Origin of the sequence: Streptomyces stoeckheimensis (genome assembly GCF_045822005.1) — a bacterium.
Classification (GTDB): domain Bacteria; phylum Actinomycetota; class Actinomycetes; order Streptomycetales; family Streptomycetaceae; genus Streptomyces; species Streptomyces stoeckheimensis.
The window spans coordinates 4116763-4132818 of the sequence record NZ_CP169550.1 but is presented as its reverse complement, the minus strand read 5'-3'; the positions used below and the strand labels follow the sequence as shown (position 1 = coordinate 4132818).

General features: G+C 69.9%; 17 protein-coding genes and 1 pseudogene. 9 read left to right on the top strand and 9 right to left on the bottom strand.

Features of this window, described 5'->3' with window-relative positions:
• Positions 1-53: 53 nt before the first annotated feature.
• Positions 54-1373, top strand: a complete 1320-nt coding sequence (locus ACE1OC_RS18590) for a UDP-glucose dehydrogenase family protein (protein WP_407837940.1) — start codon at positions 54-56, stop codon at positions 1371-1373.
• 370 nt (positions 1374-1743) lie between these two features.
• Here the strand turns inward: ACE1OC_RS18590 and ACE1OC_RS18585 are convergent, their stop codons facing one another.
• The 8 genes from ACE1OC_RS18585 to ACE1OC_RS18550 form a co-directional block, all read right to left on the bottom strand.
• Entirely contained in the window at positions 1744-2133 is a 390-nt protein-coding gene (locus ACE1OC_RS18585; protein WP_407837939.1) for a barstar family protein, read from the bottom strand.
• Between the two features lie 132 nt (positions 2134-2265).
• On the bottom strand, positions 2266-2520 hold the full coding sequence (locus tag ACE1OC_RS18580) for a hypothetical protein (RefSeq protein WP_407837938.1): 255 nt from the start codon (positions 2518-2520) through the stop codon (positions 2266-2268).
• 141 nt (positions 2521-2661) lie between these two features.
• A complete protein-coding gene (locus ACE1OC_RS18575) occupies positions 2662-3687 on the bottom strand; it encodes a hypothetical protein (RefSeq protein WP_407837937.1) in 1026 nt (341 codons plus the stop codon).
• A 106-nt stretch (positions 3688-3793) separates the two neighbouring features.
• A complete protein-coding gene (locus ACE1OC_RS18570) occupies positions 3794-4237 on the bottom strand; it encodes a hypothetical protein (RefSeq protein WP_407837936.1) in 444 nt (147 codons plus the stop codon).
• A gap of 700 nt (positions 4238-4937) precedes the next feature.
• The gene (locus ACE1OC_RS18565) at positions 4938-6002 is read right to left on the bottom strand and encodes a serine/threonine-protein kinase (RefSeq protein ID WP_407837935.1); all 1065 of its coding nucleotides are present in this window, start codon (positions 6000-6002) and stop codon (positions 4938-4940) included.
• Positions 5999-6508 carry a hypothetical protein gene (locus ACE1OC_RS18560; RefSeq protein WP_407837934.1) on the bottom strand — a complete coding sequence of 170 codons (510 nt, stop codon included), beginning with the start codon at positions 6506-6508 and terminating at the stop codon, positions 5999-6001. Before ACE1OC_RS18560 ends, ACE1OC_RS18565 begins: the two co-directional genes overlap by 4 nt.
• Positions 6509-6606: 98 nt before the next feature.
• Positions 6607-7677, bottom strand: coding sequence for a helix-turn-helix domain-containing protein (locus tag ACE1OC_RS18555; protein ID WP_407841602.1), 1071 nt, complete (start codon positions 7675-7677; stop codon positions 6607-6609).
• 59 nt (positions 7678-7736) lie between these two features.
• Positions 7737-8372, bottom strand: a complete 636-nt coding sequence (locus ACE1OC_RS18550; protein ID WP_407837933.1) for a hypothetical protein — start codon at positions 8370-8372, stop codon at positions 7737-7739.
• A gap of 251 nt (positions 8373-8623) precedes the next feature.
• On the opposite strand from ACE1OC_RS18550, the pseudogene ACE1OC_RS18545 reads away from it, so the two are divergent.
• The 6 genes and pseudogenes from ACE1OC_RS18545 to ACE1OC_RS18520 all read left to right on the top strand — a co-directional run.
• Positions 8624-9046 (top strand): annotated as a pseudogene (locus ACE1OC_RS18545) (ATPase, T2SS/T4P/T4SS family); the annotation flags it as partial.
• Entirely contained in the window at positions 9043-9927 is an 885-nt protein-coding gene (locus tag ACE1OC_RS18540) for a type II secretion system F family protein (protein WP_407837932.1), read from the top strand. The pseudogene ACE1OC_RS18545 and the gene ACE1OC_RS18540, both read left to right, overlap by 4 nt.
• Entirely contained in the window at positions 9927-10703 is a 777-nt protein-coding gene (locus tag ACE1OC_RS18535) for a type II secretion system F family protein (RefSeq protein ID WP_407837931.1), read from the top strand. The genes ACE1OC_RS18540 and ACE1OC_RS18535 overlap by 1 nt, the downstream gene beginning before the upstream one ends.
• Before the next feature lie 144 nt (positions 10704-10847).
• Entirely contained in the window at positions 10848-11051 is a 204-nt protein-coding gene (locus ACE1OC_RS18530) for a DUF4244 domain-containing protein (RefSeq protein WP_407841601.1), read from the top strand.
• The gene (locus ACE1OC_RS18525) at positions 11038-11391 is read left to right on the top strand and encodes a TadE family type IV pilus minor pilin (protein WP_407837930.1); all 354 of its coding nucleotides are present in this window, start codon (positions 11038-11040) and stop codon (positions 11389-11391) included. Before ACE1OC_RS18530 ends, ACE1OC_RS18525 begins: the two co-directional genes overlap by 14 nt.
• The gene (locus ACE1OC_RS18520; protein ID WP_407837929.1) at positions 11388-11777 is read left to right on the top strand and encodes an Rv3654c family TadE-like protein; all 390 of its coding nucleotides are present in this window, start codon (positions 11388-11390) and stop codon (positions 11775-11777) included. Before ACE1OC_RS18525 ends, ACE1OC_RS18520 begins: the two co-directional genes overlap by 4 nt.
• A gap of 322 nt (positions 11778-12099) precedes the next feature.
• Here ACE1OC_RS18520 and ACE1OC_RS18515 read toward each other — a convergent pair whose 3' ends face one another.
• Positions 12100-14571: a DEAD/DEAH box helicase gene (locus ACE1OC_RS18515; RefSeq protein ID WP_407837928.1), complete on the bottom strand. Its 2472-nt coding sequence runs from the start codon at positions 14569-14571 to the stop codon at positions 12100-12102.
• Between the two features lie 81 nt (positions 14572-14652).
• Between ACE1OC_RS18515 and bldG the strand changes: the two genes are divergently transcribed.
• Both bldG and ACE1OC_RS18505 read left to right on the top strand, forming a co-directional pair.
• The gene (gene bldG / locus ACE1OC_RS18510; RefSeq protein WP_243339893.1) at positions 14653-14994 is read left to right on the top strand and encodes an anti-sigma factor antagonist BldG; all 342 of its coding nucleotides are present in this window, start codon (positions 14653-14655) and stop codon (positions 14992-14994) included.
• Positions 14995-15095: 101 nt separating this feature from the next.
• On the top strand, positions 15096-15536 hold the full coding sequence (locus ACE1OC_RS18505) for an ATP-binding protein (RefSeq protein ID WP_407837927.1): 441 nt from the start codon (positions 15096-15098) through the stop codon (positions 15534-15536).
• Positions 15537-16056 lie beyond the last annotated feature (520 nt).

Sequence of the window (16056 nt, the reverse complement as noted above, 5' to 3'; positions counted from 1 at the left end):
GGGGCAGGGTGGGGCCGCCAGCGGCGGCCCCACCCGAAGGGACACCCACGCTCATGAAGATGACCGTCATCGGATGCGGCTACCTCGGCGCCACCCACGCCGCCTGCATGGCCGAGCTCGGCCACGAAGTCCTCGGCATGGACTCCGACATCGACAAGGTCCACACCCTCAACTCCGGCAAGGCCCCGTTCTTCGAACGCGACCTGGACGACCTCCTCGCCAAACACACTGCGAGTGGCAGGCTCCGCTTCACCGCCTCCTACGGCGAGGCCGCCGACTTCGCCGACCTGCACTTCATTGGGGTCGGCACCCCGAACCAGCCCGGCACCGACGCCTACGACCTCACCCACCTCTTCGACGCTGCCCGCCGCCTGGCCCCCGGCCTGACCGGCCCGGCCGTGATCGCGGTCAAGTCCACCGTCCCGGTCGGCACCGCACCGCAGGTCGCGGAGATCCTGCGTGAGTACGCCCCCGCCAAGGACCTCATCGAGGTCGCCTGGAACCCCGAGTTCCTCCGCGAATCCTTTGCAGTCGACGACACCCTCCGCCCCGACCGGCTCGTCCTCGGCTTCAAACGCGACCACTCCTGGGCCGAGACTGTGCTGCGGCAGGCGTTCGCGAAGATCATCGAGTCGGGGACGCCGACGATCGTGACGGACTGGGCGACCGCTGAGCTCGCCAAGGGCGCCGCGAACTCCTTCCTCGCCACGAAGATCTCCTTCGTCAACGCGATGGCCGAGGTCTGCGAGAAGTCCGGTGCCAACGTCGCCGAGCTCGCCGACATCCTCGGCCACGACCACCGCATCGGCCGCCACGGCATGCGGCCCGGCCTCGGGTTCGGCGGTGGCTGCCTCCCCAAGGACCTCGCAGGCTTCATCACCCGCGCCGACGAACTCGAAGCCGGCCCCGCCGTCGACATGCTCCGCGAAGCCGCCGCGGTCAACGGCCGCCGACGCCAGCGCGTCGTCGACCTCGCCCGCGAGGAACTCGGAGGCGACCTGAGCGGCAAGCGGATCACCATCTGGGGCGCCGCCTTCAAGCCCGACACCGACGACATCCGCGACTCGCCCGCCCTCGCCGTCGCCCAGGCCCTCCACGACCTCGGCGCCACCGTCACCATCACCGACCCCAAGGCCCTCGACAACGCCCGCAAGCTCCACCCCGAGCTCGACTACGTCGAAGACCCCATCGCCGCCGTCGACGACGCGGACCTGCTGCTGCACCTCACCGAGTGGCACCAGTACTCCAACATCGACCCCAAGCGGCTCGCCAACCGCACCACCAGCCCCAAGGTCATCGACGCCCGCGGCACCCTCAACACCGACCAGTGGCGCGAAGCTGGCTGGCTCGCTCGGGCCCTGGGCCGCCCCTGAGCCCCGCAACTCGCCCAGGTCCGTGATCAGGTGAATTGCCTGGTCACGGACCTTTGGCGCACCCTGCCACGAGCCTGAAGGGACCGACAGGGACAGATTTCCGAGAAACCTCTCCCGATTGGCGCGGGCCCGCGGCCGTGCTCGCTGCAAGCCGGCGCGGGCCTGATCCGCAAGAGGGCATTGATGATCACGAACATGCCGAAAGACGGGAAGCTACCTCAGGCGGAGGTGTGACCGAGCGCGGCACCTGGCCTGGATGGACAACTCCGATGCTCAGAATCGGCCCGATGGCGGCCCCACGGGCAAGCTGCGCCGCCCGCACCTGCCGAGCAGTGCGACCGCGCCTTAGCCGTGGGTCACCCCGAGGGGATCAGCGCAGCGCCAGAGCGCTGGGCACCTGCCGGTCGAAGATCTCGACGAGCCAATCGAACACAGTCGGCCCCTCGCCGGCACGCGCCGCGGCGAGCTCCTTGGCCACCCTGGGGCGGTTCGTGTGGTGGCAGCGCTCAAGACGAATCTCCAGTTGGCGGGCTGTCTCCGCGTATCCGAGGGCCTGCTGGGAGTGAGCGTGGTCATGCCACTCGAAGACGAAGTCTTCCCCGTCCTCCAAGTCCATGTATCCACCCGTCAGGCAGTCATTGAAGGCATCGAGGTTCCGCCCGAAGTAACCGCCCGGGCCATCGACCGCCTCGCCTATGACCAGCCAGAAGTCCTCCAGCGTGTGGATCCGCTTGCCATCCAGTACGTAGATCATCGTCATGCCGCGACGTTAGGCGACGCCCTGGCAGCCGAGCATCGGAGTTGTTTATCCGGGCCAGGTATCACGCTCGGTCACAACTGTCCTATGACACCGAGCCTTGAGCGTGTGCCATCCCAGTTTGGTCGGGGTGTCCTACCAGCCCATGTCCTTGGCCACTTCTTCCTGCGCAGCGGCGATCTCCTCGGAGGTGGAGCCTGTGATGTCGACGTCGCATGCCCACTCGAAGCGGCCCAGCAGGTCTACGAGCGCCTGCTTCTGTGCCGGATGCGTGATCGGCACGGCGTTCAGATCGGTGCTCATCAGCCAGTCGAACAGCACAACGGCGTCGGAGCGCCACAGGCGGACGTTGACAGTTGGCACCGATTCCCACGAGTCATTGGCATTCATTCAGCCATCGTTGCAGTTCAGGGCATACGCCAGCGACCAAGATTCCAGGGGAGATGCCCTGCCGCGCCCAACCTTCGATGTCACGAAGTCGCGCCCATCAAGGTTCGGCGGCACACGCTGGGCATTCGTCGCTCAGGGCAGTCAGGCCCAGGGGTCATCGGAGGGTTCGGGCGCTTCGGGATGGAGCATGCGGCGGACGCAGTCCAGGAGTCCCGGCACGCCGCGTCCAGCGGCGGCCATCCAGGGCAGGGCGTCCATGGCACGGGCGCGTTCTTCGGTGGCGAGGGCTTCGACGGCGGCGTGCAGGGCATCGGGGACGGGTTCGGCGGTGAGGCAGAGCCAGCCGATAGCGGCGGCAAGGCGGACTTCAGGTGCCTGCGCCTGGTCCTGCCACAGCTCACGGATCCAGGCGGTGGCCGGCTCGTACGGGTGGGTACGTGTGCTCTCTGCCGTGGCGAGAACCAAGGCAGCCCGGACCATGGGGTCCTGCTCCATGGCGAACCGGGTAGCGAAGGCGCCTCGAACCGTATGCCCGGGGTCGGCCGCGGTGGCGAGCGCGTAGGAGGCGTCGATGCGCATGGCGGGGTCTGAGTCATCGAGGAGAGGCAGGAGCGTGGGGGCTCCGGTGGTGATCGCCGCTCGGGCGGCGGCCACCGACCAGCCCGCCGGGTAGCCGGTCACCTCGACGCCGTAGTCGTCGTAGCCATCGTGCTGGGGGCCGGAGCGATGGAGGAGAAGTTCGTCGCGGAAGGCGACACCGAAGTAGCGGGCGCGGGCCGGGGCGGCGAGACCACCGAGGGCATCGGCGCGGTGTCGATGGTGGGGGTCGGTGGCGATCCGGATCAGGAACGGGACGGCGAGAGCGGCGGCGGCCCGGCTGTCGTCGGCGCACATGCCGATCAGGACACCCATCAAGTTACGTGCCGGTTCGTCCCCGGCGTGCAGCAGGCGAACGGCCTCCCGGGCCTTCTCCCCGTGAGGGAAGTTTCCCCAGGGAAGGTCGTCGAGAGCGGCTCCCTCGAAGGTCCCGGGCCGGATGGTCGCCACGACAGCCCGGACGTCGAACGGGCCTCCCGCGAACGAGGCCAGATCCGCCCCGTCCACCAGCGCCCGACACATCGCGAACGTCGGATCGGTCCGCCAGTCCTCCACATCACACCATCCCACGATCAATCCAAAGAGATTCGATCATGCGCGATTCAGACGACGCGAAGCCACTCAGCCAGTCAGACCGCTGCATGCCGCAGACCATCGCAGCCCAGAGAACACCAACTCAGTGCTTCATCTCTTTGGCTTCGTACCCTTCGAGCCCCGTCGTGACGAGGGCCGGCACGAGCGCGTGCAGGTACCAGGCGAGGTCGGTGAACGCAGGCGCCGCCGGGATGTGCCGGCGGTCGATGCTGGGCGAGAACAGGACTTCCTTGCGGCCGGGCATCAGCATGAACATCCCGCCGGTCCCGGCTTCCGGGTGGTAGACGTTGATGGCCACGGTGTACGGCAGGTTGCCGGGCGCGTCCAGGCGTGCCAGCACCTCGTCGATGTCTCCGGGGGAGCTGGCGTACCACTCGTACATGTCGTCCGCGTCGTTGATCATGTGGGTGACACCCCCGGCAGGGTCGTCCACCGACCAGCCCACCGCGGCGAGGGCATCCACGATCGCCCGCGCGGTGGTCGGGTGGGTGAACGTGAAGTCGATGTCGGCGTCTCTGGAACCCACGGAACCTCCGCTCAGCGTGGCGCAGCCCCGCATGCTCGCCCTTCGAACGCAGGGCCGTGGATCGATTTTCCATCAGGTCCAGGCCTCGCCCAGCCCGGGTGGGGGCTGCCCTGCCCGCCAACTCAAATGCTCAGCACGACAAGTCCAGTGCTCATTGGACAGTTCTAGCGCTCAGTCACAGGAGGGAGCCACACCCTCTGCCGTCACAACCTCGCCAATTAGAACAAGTGTGCAATAAGTCATGGGTGTGAGTCTTGCGGGCGTACGGCCTGTCCGGCACGCTGAAAAGACGACTTCTCTCAAGACTGTTAAATCTGTTATGACCCCGCACCGAGGAGGAGCCGACTATGGAGGCGCTCTCGCCTCAGGGCGCTCTGTTGGTGTCTTGCATTTCCCGTCTGCCCAGGGGGCGCGTGCCGCGGCATGCATGGGCGGCCGAAGTGCTTGTGGAGCAGCTCTGGGAAGGCGTGGTTCGCGAGGATGTAGGCAGCTGGCGCGCGGTACTCGCTCCCATGATCCGGCGAGGCGGCGTCGACGCGGGGCGGGTGCGGGCCGAGATGTGGGAGCTCGCCCGGCTGGGCGCCTTGGTGCCGGTAGGCGCGGGCAGCGATGCAGAGTATGAGGCTGCGGAACTTGCGGAGACCGCAGCCACCAACGGCCTGTCACGGCAGGAGGGACAGGCCGTCGACTTCGCCGTCCGTCAGCTGACGGCCAGACTATTGGCGCTCTCGAACACCGCACGCGCGTCACGGTGATCCAGGCTTGGCACCGTCACGTCCTGTCCGATTCGCCGCCATGACCTTGTCTTGTGGCGCTGTGTGCTCAGGGTGATCCCGCCCCCCTTGGAGGGCGTCGCCGTAATTCGTACACGGTTCTTTGGGTTTCGGAGGAACGGAGCCTCCCAAATCTGCCCGTCGGCCTCCTGCCAGTCCGCGATGCGGATCTTGGCAATCTGGTCGCTCATCTCCCGGGCGGTCTGAAAGCGACGCGCCGGATCAGGGTCTGTGGCCTTCAGGACCAGCTTGCGCAATGACTTGCACACCCATGCAGGCAAGGCTGAGTCCTCCGGGCGTAGGGGCGGCCGGCCAGCAAGGAGGGCATCCACGACGTCCGTGGTCGTGTATGCGTCGTAGTCGAATCTGCCCCTGAGCAGTTCGAGAAGGACCACACCGAGTGAGTACAGATCGGAGGAGCGGGTGAGTCCGTCCCCGATCAGCAGCTCGGGCGGGGCGTACAGGTGCGGTGCGTTCACGTAGGGCGCCTTGCCCATGGAATCCATTGTGCCGGCAAGGCCAAGGTCGCCGATCTTGACCGTGTTGGCGTCCCCGGTAAGGAATAGGTTCGGGCTCTTAAGGTCACGATGCAGGATTCCGTGGCGCTCATGCATCTCCGTCAGACCCTGCAGGGCCGCTCGCATGATCCGCAGGGACACCGCCGCAGTGAAGCGCTCGCCTCTCAGTAGGGCGTCGGTGATGCTGCCCAACTCGTAGTAGGGCATGAACACCTCCACTACTTGCATGGGGGGCCTGTAGCTGGGGATCGTGGCGACAGAACGCACCGGCACCACGTTCGGGTGGCTGATCATTTCCATGACTCGGGGCTCCACCAAGTCCGCGCCCTGGACTTCGGACAGGTCGATGCGCTTACCGACCAGCCACGTTTCCAGCACAGGGTCCAGCCACACCCGAACCTCGCGCAGGCCGTTGGGCATGCTGTGGAGGCACTCGTAGTCCAGAACGAGCGGCCTTTCGCGCTGCTCGTTCAAGAACCCTGTCCCTCGCCACTCGTGCTGCGGGTCTCAGTGGCGTATGCCATGGCCGCGGCAAATGCCGGTCCACGCCCAACATTCCAGTAGGTGGGGATCCGCTCGAACCCGACAGCCTTGTGGTCGAAGGAGGCGAGCTTGAGCGCGGGAGTGTTGACGAGCTTTCCGATCCGCTCGGTGGTCCACTCCTCGACCGGGATCCCCTGCTCGACACAGGTGAGCATGAGTGCCGAGATCATGGAGATGCGCTCGAAGGCGTCGCGGTAGACCCACTGGTTGTTCTTGCGGGTAGCTACTACCGTCACGGCATCGGGCTGTAGTACCCGTATGTCCTGGGCGAGCCGCTGGTGCGTGTCAGCCAGCCGTTGAGCTCCAGTCAACCCGGCTGCCGGAAGTAGCCGTTCAGGAGTACCAGCGATGTGGGAGATGCCCTGGGCCGCATCGGGAACAGCGAGCGCCCCGTAGTAGATCGCGCCTGATGAGACAACCACACCCAGGAGCTTCATGTGTCACGTCTTTCCGGGAAGGCTCAGCCTGTGCCGATGTTCGCGTGCTGAGTCGAGAGCGGGTCGTTGCTTAGCTCTGCGGTGGCCAGCCGCGCCGGCTACCCCTTGACCAGGCGCAGGTCGGGCCGTACAGGTGCCGACTGCTCGCCGCCTCCATCGACGCCAATGGGTACCAGGCCGAAGACGTACTCGTTGAGTTCCTCAGGGTAGATGCTCAACTCCGCCGCGACATCTGCCGGGGACATATCCAGTGGCTGGCGCAACGTCTCGAACACTTTTGCGAGCAGCTGACTGCTTTCGCGGACCACAGAGGAGTCAGGCTCGTCGCGGCGGTACCCACGATGTGCAAGCTCCTTGACGGTCTGTGTGTAGCGCCACTCCGAGAGCAACCCAAGCTTGTGCAGTCGATAGGTCAACGCCATAGCTGAGACGCCCCACTTGCGCTTGGCGCTCAGTATCCGGTCGAGAGACGCGTTATGAAGTCTCTGGGCGAGGATGCCGGCACGTGGCATGAGGAACGCAGATGCGAAGTCGTTGGCCTCACCCTCAGAGTCCCGCCCATGCGGGATGCGGTGCTCGCAGTGCAGCACGAGGTGGCCAAGCTCGTGGGCGGCATCGAAGCGTCCTCGTTCCCCGGTCTTGCGGGTGTTCAGGAAGACATAGGGGGTGCCTGCGTTGATGGTCGAGAAAGCGTCGATGTCCAGGCAGTCCGACGGGAGAGAGAACACACGTACGCCGTTGGCCTCCAGCAGATGAACCGTGTTCGGGAGTGGCGCCTCTCCGAGACCCCACGCGGCCCTTACCTGCTCGGCAGCGGCCTCCGGGGCAAGGTGCGGGTAGGTGGGCAGGTTGGGCTTCGGTAGTTTGAACAGCCCCGCCAGCCAGCTGTTGAGCGCGATCGCTACAGCCCCTGAACTCAAAGCGCTGTCACGCTCTGCGGCCGTCATCTTGGACGGTGCACGGAAGCTGACCGCGTCCAGCTGCAACTGTGACGCCGGCGATGCCTCGAAGAACGCGACGGGATAGTGAAGAGCGGCTGCAAGGGAGGAAAGCGTCTCCGGGGACGGCGTCTTGCGGTGGTTCTCGAAGGCAGTGATGCTCTGCGCCGAGAACCCCGACCTACGGGCCAGCTCAGCCAACGTCATCCGGCGCCTCTTACGGGCCAGCACCAACCGCTCAGGGGTGAACACTTTCCTCAACTCCCACGTCCGCACTTCTCACTCTTCGGTCAGCCCCCCAGCAGCTCCACGACGACCTCCGGGCCGCTGTCGTCGCCCGGATCGTCCAGAAGCGCGATGTCCGCACCGGGATCGCCGAGGTCGGGCAGCGCGAGCGGGATGCGCTCCAGCCACTCATCGACGAACTTCCCGTTCATCTTGATCGGCAGCGACAGCTCGGCTGAGATCACTCCTTCGTCCCACTTGTAGAGCAGGCACCAGGTTGGGATCTGGTCGAGCTCGCGACCGTAGAGAGCCTCGTCGTGCGAGAGGAACGAGAACTGACCGTTCCTCTCGACCAGGCGAGCCATGGCCGGACCCTTCGGGTTCTTCGACTTCACGCGGGCGTTCAGGTCACCAACGCCTCCCTGGGCGCTGATCGCCGTGACCGCGTGACTCGTGCTGGGGTGGATCATCCGGAGGATGCTGTCCCGCGACGTGTGCTTCCACCCGTCCGGATCGAGAGCCTCGGCGAGGTACCGATTGGTACGGCTCCAGAACATGAAGCCGCGCATGGCCGGCGCGTCGAAGTCGGTGCAACTGCGGATGTCCGCAGCGGCGAGGTCGAGCGCGTTGTGGAACAGGTCAGTCGAGAAATCGAGCTGCGCGAGTCGCTGCACGCACCGCTCGGGATCCAGGTTCTGCACATCCCCTCCAGACAACCGTGGTTTCAAAAACCATACCTCATTCGAGGTGTGTTTTTTGAAACCATGGTCATCATCGCATGTCAGTTCGAATCTGTCATCTCCGGCTCCCCCGTTCACCACGGGTCAAGTCCGGGTAAAGCCTGTGAGACACCACGAGCGTCGGGGTTCCAGAGGGCGGCCAGGCAGTATGGCGGGTTCGACTGAGACATAGATGCCACTGAGACAGTCGAACTGTTCCTAAAAGTCGTCAGGTCACCCTCGCCGACCTGGTCCGCCAGGCGCTGCGGATGCGGCCGGACCGGCTCGTCGTCGGCGAAGTCCGGGGCGCCGAGGTCGCGGACCTGCTGGCCGCCCTCAACACGGGTCACGAAGGCGGCTGCGGCACCGTCCACGCGAATGCCGCCGCCCATGTGCCGGCCCGGCTGGAGGCCCTCGGGACGGCCGCCGGGCTGGACCGGGCCGCCCTGCACAGCCAGTTGGCGGCGGCCCTGACCCTGGTGGTCCACCTCGTACGGGACCGGACCGGCCGGCGCCGGGTCGCCGAGGTGCACGTCCTGGAGCGGGACCCCGCCGGGCTCGTGGTCACCGTGCCGGCGCTGCGCTGGGGCGCCCGCGGGTTCGTACGTGACCGGGGCTGGGAGCGGCTGCGCCCGCTGCTCGCAGGTGCCCGGTGAGCGCCGCGGCGGTGGCGCCGCTGCCGGTGCTCGCCGGAGTGCTGTGCGCGGGAGCGGCGGCCTGGGCGCTGGCCGGGGCCGACGGGGTGTCCCGGCGGGCCAGGACGGTGCTGGCCGGGCCGGGGCGGCCGGCAGCGGCGGGGCCGGCGCCGTGGGAGCGCCTGGCGGCCGGAGTCCGGGTCCGGGCCGCACGGAGCCGGGAGTGGGCCTGCCTCGGGGCCGGGCTGGTGCTCGCGCTGCTGGGCGGGTCGGTGATCCCGCTGCTCGCGGGGGCCGCGGCGGTACCGCTGGTGCGCCGGTGGCTGCGGGCCGGGCAGCGGGCGCGGGCCAGGACGGCGCGGGCCGCCGAAGTGGTGGCCCTGTGCGGCGCGGTGGTGGGCGAACTGCGCGCCGGGGCGCAGCCGGGCCGGGCCCTGAGCGAGGCGATGCGCCGCACGGTGTCGGGCCCCGGCGGGCCGGGAGCCGCGGAGACCGGGGTCCTGGCGGCCGCGGCCTTCGGCGGGGACGTTGTCGCAGCACTGCGGCAGGCGGCACGGGAGCCCGGCGCGGAGGGGCTGGCGGCGATGGCGGCCTGCTGGCGCGTCTCGGTGGACGGCGGAGCCGGGCTGGCCGCCGGACTGGACCGGCTGGAAGGGGCCCTGCGGGCGGAGCGGGACCGGGAGGAATCACTGCGCGCCCAGCTCACGGGAGCGAGATCGACGACAGCGGTACTGGCCCTGCTCCCGGTGGTCGGCCTGCTGATCGGTACTGCTCTGGGCGCCGACCCGCTGCGCGTGCTCCTGCACACGCCGGTGGGATGGGGCTGCCTGCTGGCGGGCGCGGTGCTGGAAGCACTGGGGCTGCTGTGGTGCCGGCGGATCGTACGGGCGGGGGAGCGGTGATGGACGGCTTCGCCATCCACAGGCTGGGGACGGCCCTGTGCCTCGCGGCGGCGGCGCTGTGCGCGGCGTCGCTGGTGGCGGCGCGGATCAGGGCGCGGGCGGCCAGGCGCCGGCTCACCCGCCTGCTCGCGGTGGAGGCGGCGCGCAGGCGACCGCTGTCCGGGCCCCGGCTGCGGGCGGCGCTGACGACCTGGGCCGGGCCGGCCGGAGCGCTGGCGGCGGCCTGGGTGCTGATCGGCGGGCTCGCGGGCGTGGCGGCCGGCTGCGCGGCGGGCTTCGCGGTCCGCGGGTGGCTCGCGCGGCGACGGCCGGCCGCGGGGGCGGACCTCAGGGAGGCCGAGCGCCAGCTCCCGTTCGCCGCCGACCTGTTGGCCGCCTGCCTGGCAGCCGGAGCCGGGCCGGTGGACGCCGCCGAGGTGGTGGGGGAGTCGCTCGGCGGCCCGGTGGGCGAACGGCTGGCGATGGCCGGGGCGGAGCTGCGGCTCGGCGGCGAACCGGGCGCCGCGTGGGGGAGGTTGGCGGAGATATCGGGAGCCCGCGCCCTGGCCGAATGCCTGGAGCGCTCCGCGCGTACGGGGGCGCCCGCCGCGGAACCGGTATCCCGGCTCGCCTCGACGCTCCGGGCGGACCGCGCGCGCCGGGCGGGGGCCCGGGCGCAGCGGGCGGCGGTCCTCGTCACCGCACCGGTGGGCCTGTGCTTCCTCCCCGCCTTCCTTGTGCTGGGAGTGGCACCGGTGGTGATCGGAATGGCCTCCGGCCTCCTCTCCGGCAGCTGAGGGCAGCCGGCGGGGCATCTGAAGATCCGTCTGAAATGGCCGCCTGAATGGGCCGCCTGGAATGACCATCCGACATCCGAGATCTGAGAACACGTCAAAAAGCTGAATCAACGGGAGGTTGTCATGTCGATCATCTGGATTCGCATGCGGGCGGCAATGGCGGGACTGGTGGGACGCGCGCGACTGAAGGGCCGTGGAGGCGACGCGGGGATGTCCACGTCCGAATACGCCATGGGCACGATCGCGGCGTGTGCGTTCGCGGCCGTTCTGTACAAGGTGGTGACGAGTGAACTGGTTTCGACGGCACTTCAGTCGACCATCGGGAAGGCACTCGATGCGCCGTTCTGACAGCGGATTCGTGACGGCGGAGGCAGCCCTGGTGATTCCGGCGCTGGTGCTGTTCGCGGGGCTGCTGGTGTGGGCCCTGATGGCGGCCGCCGCGCAGATCCGGTGTGTGGACGCCGCTCGGGCCGGTGCCCGGGCGGCGGCCCGGTCGGAGCCGGCGGGCGCGGCGGTGGCGGCGGCCGAGGCGGCGGCCCCGCCCGGGGCACGGGTGGAGCTTTCGCGGACGGGTGACCTGTGGCGGGTCCGCGTCTCGGCTCCGGCCCCGGGCCCGGCCGCGCTGTCGGTCCGCCTCACCGCCCTGGCCGTCGCCCTGGCGGAGGACACCGTCGGGCCGCCGCCGTGAGCCGCCGCGGGGGCCGCCCGGGGGAGCGCCGGCTGCGGCCCCGGGACCGGGACCGGGGGTCGGCCACGGTGTGGGGGGTCGTGGTGGTGACCGTGCTGATGGCGGTGTTCGGCGGGGTGCTCCTGCTCGGGCAGGCGGTGGTCTCCCGGCACCGTGCCGCGGCCGCCGCCGACCTGGCCGTTCTCGCCGCGGCCGCGAGCTGGGCCCACGGCCCGGAGGCCGCCTGCGCCACGGCGGTACGGGTGGCGGTGGCGCAGGGCGCGCAGGTCACCGGGTGCGTGGTGACGGGCGAGGTCGCGGAGGTCACCGCCCGCACCCCGACGGGCCCCTTCCGACCGGAGCTGCGCTCCCGCGCGGGCCCACCGCTACCCGGGGAGTCCCGATGAGGGGCCCGTCCCCTCTGGGTGGGGCCCGATGGTGCCGCGCCGTTTGGTGGGGCCCGAGGGTGTCCGCGCCGTCTGGGTGGGGCCCGATGGTGCCCGCGCCGTCCGGGAGGGGCTGAGGGCGGCCTGGAGGCCCGCCTGGGAGGGGTTGGGGGGTGCTGGAGTGGTTCCGGGGCGGCTGTCCCGGTTTGGGTGGCGTCAGGGGCGATATTCAGCCAATCGGCGGTGAGCCCGGGAAGCCTTGGTTCCTCCCCGTCGGCCCGTCGGCCCATCCCCCCGCCGGCGCGGTCCCGGGGGTTCGGAGGGCTCAGGGGGTTCGGAGGGCTCAGGGGGTTGCCGGTGGGGTGGGGGGTGGGGATTCCGAGAGGAGGTGGGTGAGGAGGCGGACGGCGCCGCGCTTGTGCAGGGGGTCGTTGCCGTTGCCGCACTTGGGGGACTGGATGCAGGAAGGGCAGCCGGCCTCGCACTCGCAGGCGGCGATCGCGTCACGGGTCGCCGTCAGCCAGGCGCGGGCCGTGTGGAAGGCGCGCTCGGCGAAGCCTGCTCCGCCCGGGTGGCCGTCGTAGACGAAGACCGTCGGAAGGAGGGTGTCGGGATGCAGCGGGACGGAGACCCCGCCGATGTCCCAGCGGTCGCAGGTGGCGAAGAGCGGGAGCAGGCCGATGGAGGCGTGCTCGGCGGCGTGCAGGGCGCCGCCGAGGATCTCCGGGTTGATCCGGGCCTCGTCGAGCTGGTCCTCGGTGACCGTCCACCACACGGCCCGGGTCCGCAGGGTGCGGGGCGGCAGGTCCAGCTTGGCTTCGCCGAGCACCTCGCCGGTGATCAGCTTGCGGCGCAGGTAGGAGACCACCTGGTTGGTGACCTCCACGGACCCGAAGCAGAGCCGGCCCCGGCCCCAGGCGATCTCCGTTTCGGTCTCCAGGACGGAGATGGCGGTCGTGTCGCGGGCCGTCGTGGAGAACGGCGGGTTCGCTTCCTCGACCAGCGCGACCGAGTCCTCCAGGTCCAGGTGCTTCACCAGGTACGTGCGGCCCTGGTGGAGGTGGACCGCCCCGTCGTGGACGGCGGTGTGGGAGGCCTCTTCGTCGACCGTGCCCAGGAGGCGGCCCGTGGCGGCCTCGACGATCTGGACCGGGCGTCCGCCGCCGCCCCGGATGTCGGTGAGGTCCGAGGCCCGTTCCCGGCGGGTCCAGTGCCAGGCCGTGGCCCGGCGGCGCAGCAGTTTCGCCGCTTCGAGCTGGGGGAGGAGGTCGCGTGCCGCCGGGCCGAAGAGGTCGAGGTCGGGCTCCGTGAGGGGGAGCTCGGCCGCGGCCGCGCACAGGTGCGGAGCCAGGACGTACGGGTTGTCGGGGTCCAGGACCGTGGCCTCCACGGGCTGCCGGAACAGGGCCTCGGGGTGGTGGACCAGGTAGGTGTCCAGCGGGTCGTCGCGGGCGACCAGGACGGCCAGGGCGCCCTGGCCCGAGCGCCCGGCCCGGCCGGCCTGCTGCCACAGGGAGGCGCGGGTGCCCGGGTAGCCGGTGATCAGGACGGCGTCCAGGCCGGAGACGTCCACGCCCAGCTCCAGGGCGGTCGTCGCGGCCAGGCCGAGCAGGTCGCCGGAGTGCAGGGCCCGCTCCAGGGCCCGGCGCTCCTCGGGCAGGTAGCCGCCGCGGTAGGCCGCGACCCGCCGGGGCAGGGAGCGGTCCACGGCCGCGAGCTTCTCCTGGGCGATCACCGCGATCAGCTCGGCGCCGCGCCGGGAGCGGACGAAGGCGACCGTGCGCACGCCCTGGACGACCAGGTCGGTGAGCAGATCGGCGGTCTCGGCGGTGGCCGTACGGCGTACGGGGGCGCCCCGCTCGCCCTTGAGGTCGGTCAGGGGCGGCTCCCACAGGGCGAAGACGACCTCGCCGCGCGGGGAGGCGTCGTCGGACACCTCCACCACCGGCAGGCCCGTCAGCCGGGACGCGGCGGTCGCCGGGTCGCTCGCGGTGGCGGAGGCCAGCAGGAACACGGGATCGGAGCCGTATCGGGCACACAGTCGGCGCAGCCGCCGCAGGACCTGGGCGACGTGGGAGCCGAAGACGCCCCGGTAGGTGTGGCACTCGTCGATGACCACGTAGCGCAGTGCCCGCAGGAAGGAGGACCAGCGCGGGTGGGCCGGGAGGATCCCGCGGTGCAGCATGTCGGGGTTGGTGAGGACGTAGTTCGCGTACTGGCGCACCCACTCGCGTTCCTCGAACGGGGTGTCTCCGTCGTAGACGGCGGGCCGGACGGCGTTTCCGAGCGGGCCGGCCAGTTCCCGTACGGCGCGGCGCTGGTCCGCGGCCAGGGCCTTGGTCGGGGCCAGGTACAGGGCGGTCGCGCCCCGGCCGTTGGGCGCCTCGGCCCCGTCGGCGAGGGCGGAGAGCACGGGCGCGAGGTAGGCCAGCGATTTGCCCGAGGCGGTGCCCGTGGCGACGACCACGGACTCCCCGTCGAGGGCGTGCTCGGCGGCCGCGGCCTGGTGTTCCCACGGATGGTCGATCCCGGCGGCCTGAATTGCGGCTACGACATCAGTTCGGATGCGATCGGGCCAGACCGCATGACGACCCTCCCGAGGGGGCAAGTGCTCCGTATGGGTGATGCGCGCAGCCCGGGAAGGCCCCCGTGACAGCCGGTCCAGGACCGTGCCGGGGGTGGGTCTGACGTCCTCGGGTGCCGTGGGCGGACCGGGACGGTGAGTGTTGGCCATTGGAACCGAGTGTGTCACCGGCGTGCGGGACAATGGTCCGAAGGCGTCGTGCGCGCCTGCCGGTAAGTGATTGAATGCCATCGCGGCAGCCAATCCCTCTCCTACCTCCGGGTGGGGAGGCCCCTGGGGGGCGCCGCTCGATAGCAAGGTGCTGGAGGATCCGTGGACCTGTCCCTGTCGACTCGCACTGTCGGCGACCGTACGGTCGTGGAGGTCGGTGGCGAGATTGATGTGTATACCGCGCCCAAGCTGCGCGAGCAGTTGGTCGAGTTGGTGAACGACGGCAGCTACCACCTGGTTGTCGACATGGAGCGAGTGGACTTCCTCGACTCCACCGGACTTGGTGTGCTCGTGGGAGGCCTCAAGCGCGTCCGCGCGCACGAGGGCTCGCTGCGTCTGGTGTGCAACCAGGAGCGCATCCTGAAGATCTTCCGAATCACCGGCCTGACCAAGGTGTTTCCGATCCACAACTCGGTGGAAGACGCCGTCAACGCCACCGACTGACGGCGCTCGGCGGCGAAACGGCCGATGATGGAGCGGGGGGTACCGGGCCACAAGCGGTCCGGGCCCCTGTAAGGCACGCCCGTAGTCCGAGGGGGACGCGCATGGCCACCGTTGAACTGCGCTTCAGCGCCCAGCCCGAACACGTCCGGACGGCCCGCCTGGTCGCGGCCGCCGTGGCGCGGCGGGCCGGTGTGGAGGAAGCCGTCCTCGACGAGGTCCGCCTCGCCGTGGGCGAGGCCTGCTCGCGTGCCGTCGGACTGCACCGCACCAACGGGCTGACCGCGCCAGTCCGGGTGGTGCTGACCGAGGAGGAGAAGGTGTTCTCCATCGAGGTCAGCGACGAAGTGCCCGGACCGGCCGGCGGTCCGGCTGCCGCCGTGCCCGGAATAGACGCCGCCCTGGACCCCGATACCGAGGGTGAGGACGAGATGGGCCTTGCCGTGATCAGCGGCCTGGTCGACGACGTCGAGGTCATCAGCGGGGAAACCGGCGGGACCATCCGGATGAGCTGGCCCGTGTCGGGGACCTCCGAACTGCCGTAGCCGGCGGTTGCCCGGATGGCGGGCCGGCCGGTTGGCTCCGGCTCGACCGCCGCCGGTCACAGGGCGCTGCCCGACCGCTACGTACCCGCCGGGTGGCCCTGTGCCGACCGGGGGGTTTTCGTGCTGCCCCGGCCCTCGTGTCCCCGGCGGGCGTCTGCTGGGGCTCGGCGGGTTCCCGTGGGGCTGGCGGGTTCTCGTGGGGCTCGGCGGGTTCTCGTCCCGCCCCGTGGGTTTGGTGCTTTCCCGTCTGTTTCGTGTCCCGGTCGGGCTTGGTCGCGGGCGGTTTTCGGCGTCCGGTCGTCTGGCGACGGGGGACCGGGCGGGTGCCGGTAAGGCGTCGGAGGCGCCTTGGGGTGGGCGCCGATGATGTTCCGCCGCGCGTGCCGACGTATCTTCTGATCTTATTCAAGGCCCTGCCGAGCAGGGCCTTTTGTGTGCCCGTAGATCAATTCCGTGATCGTTCTCCGGTGGATTTCCCGATCGGTGATCAAGCGTCAATGCTTTTGCCCCGTTACCACTT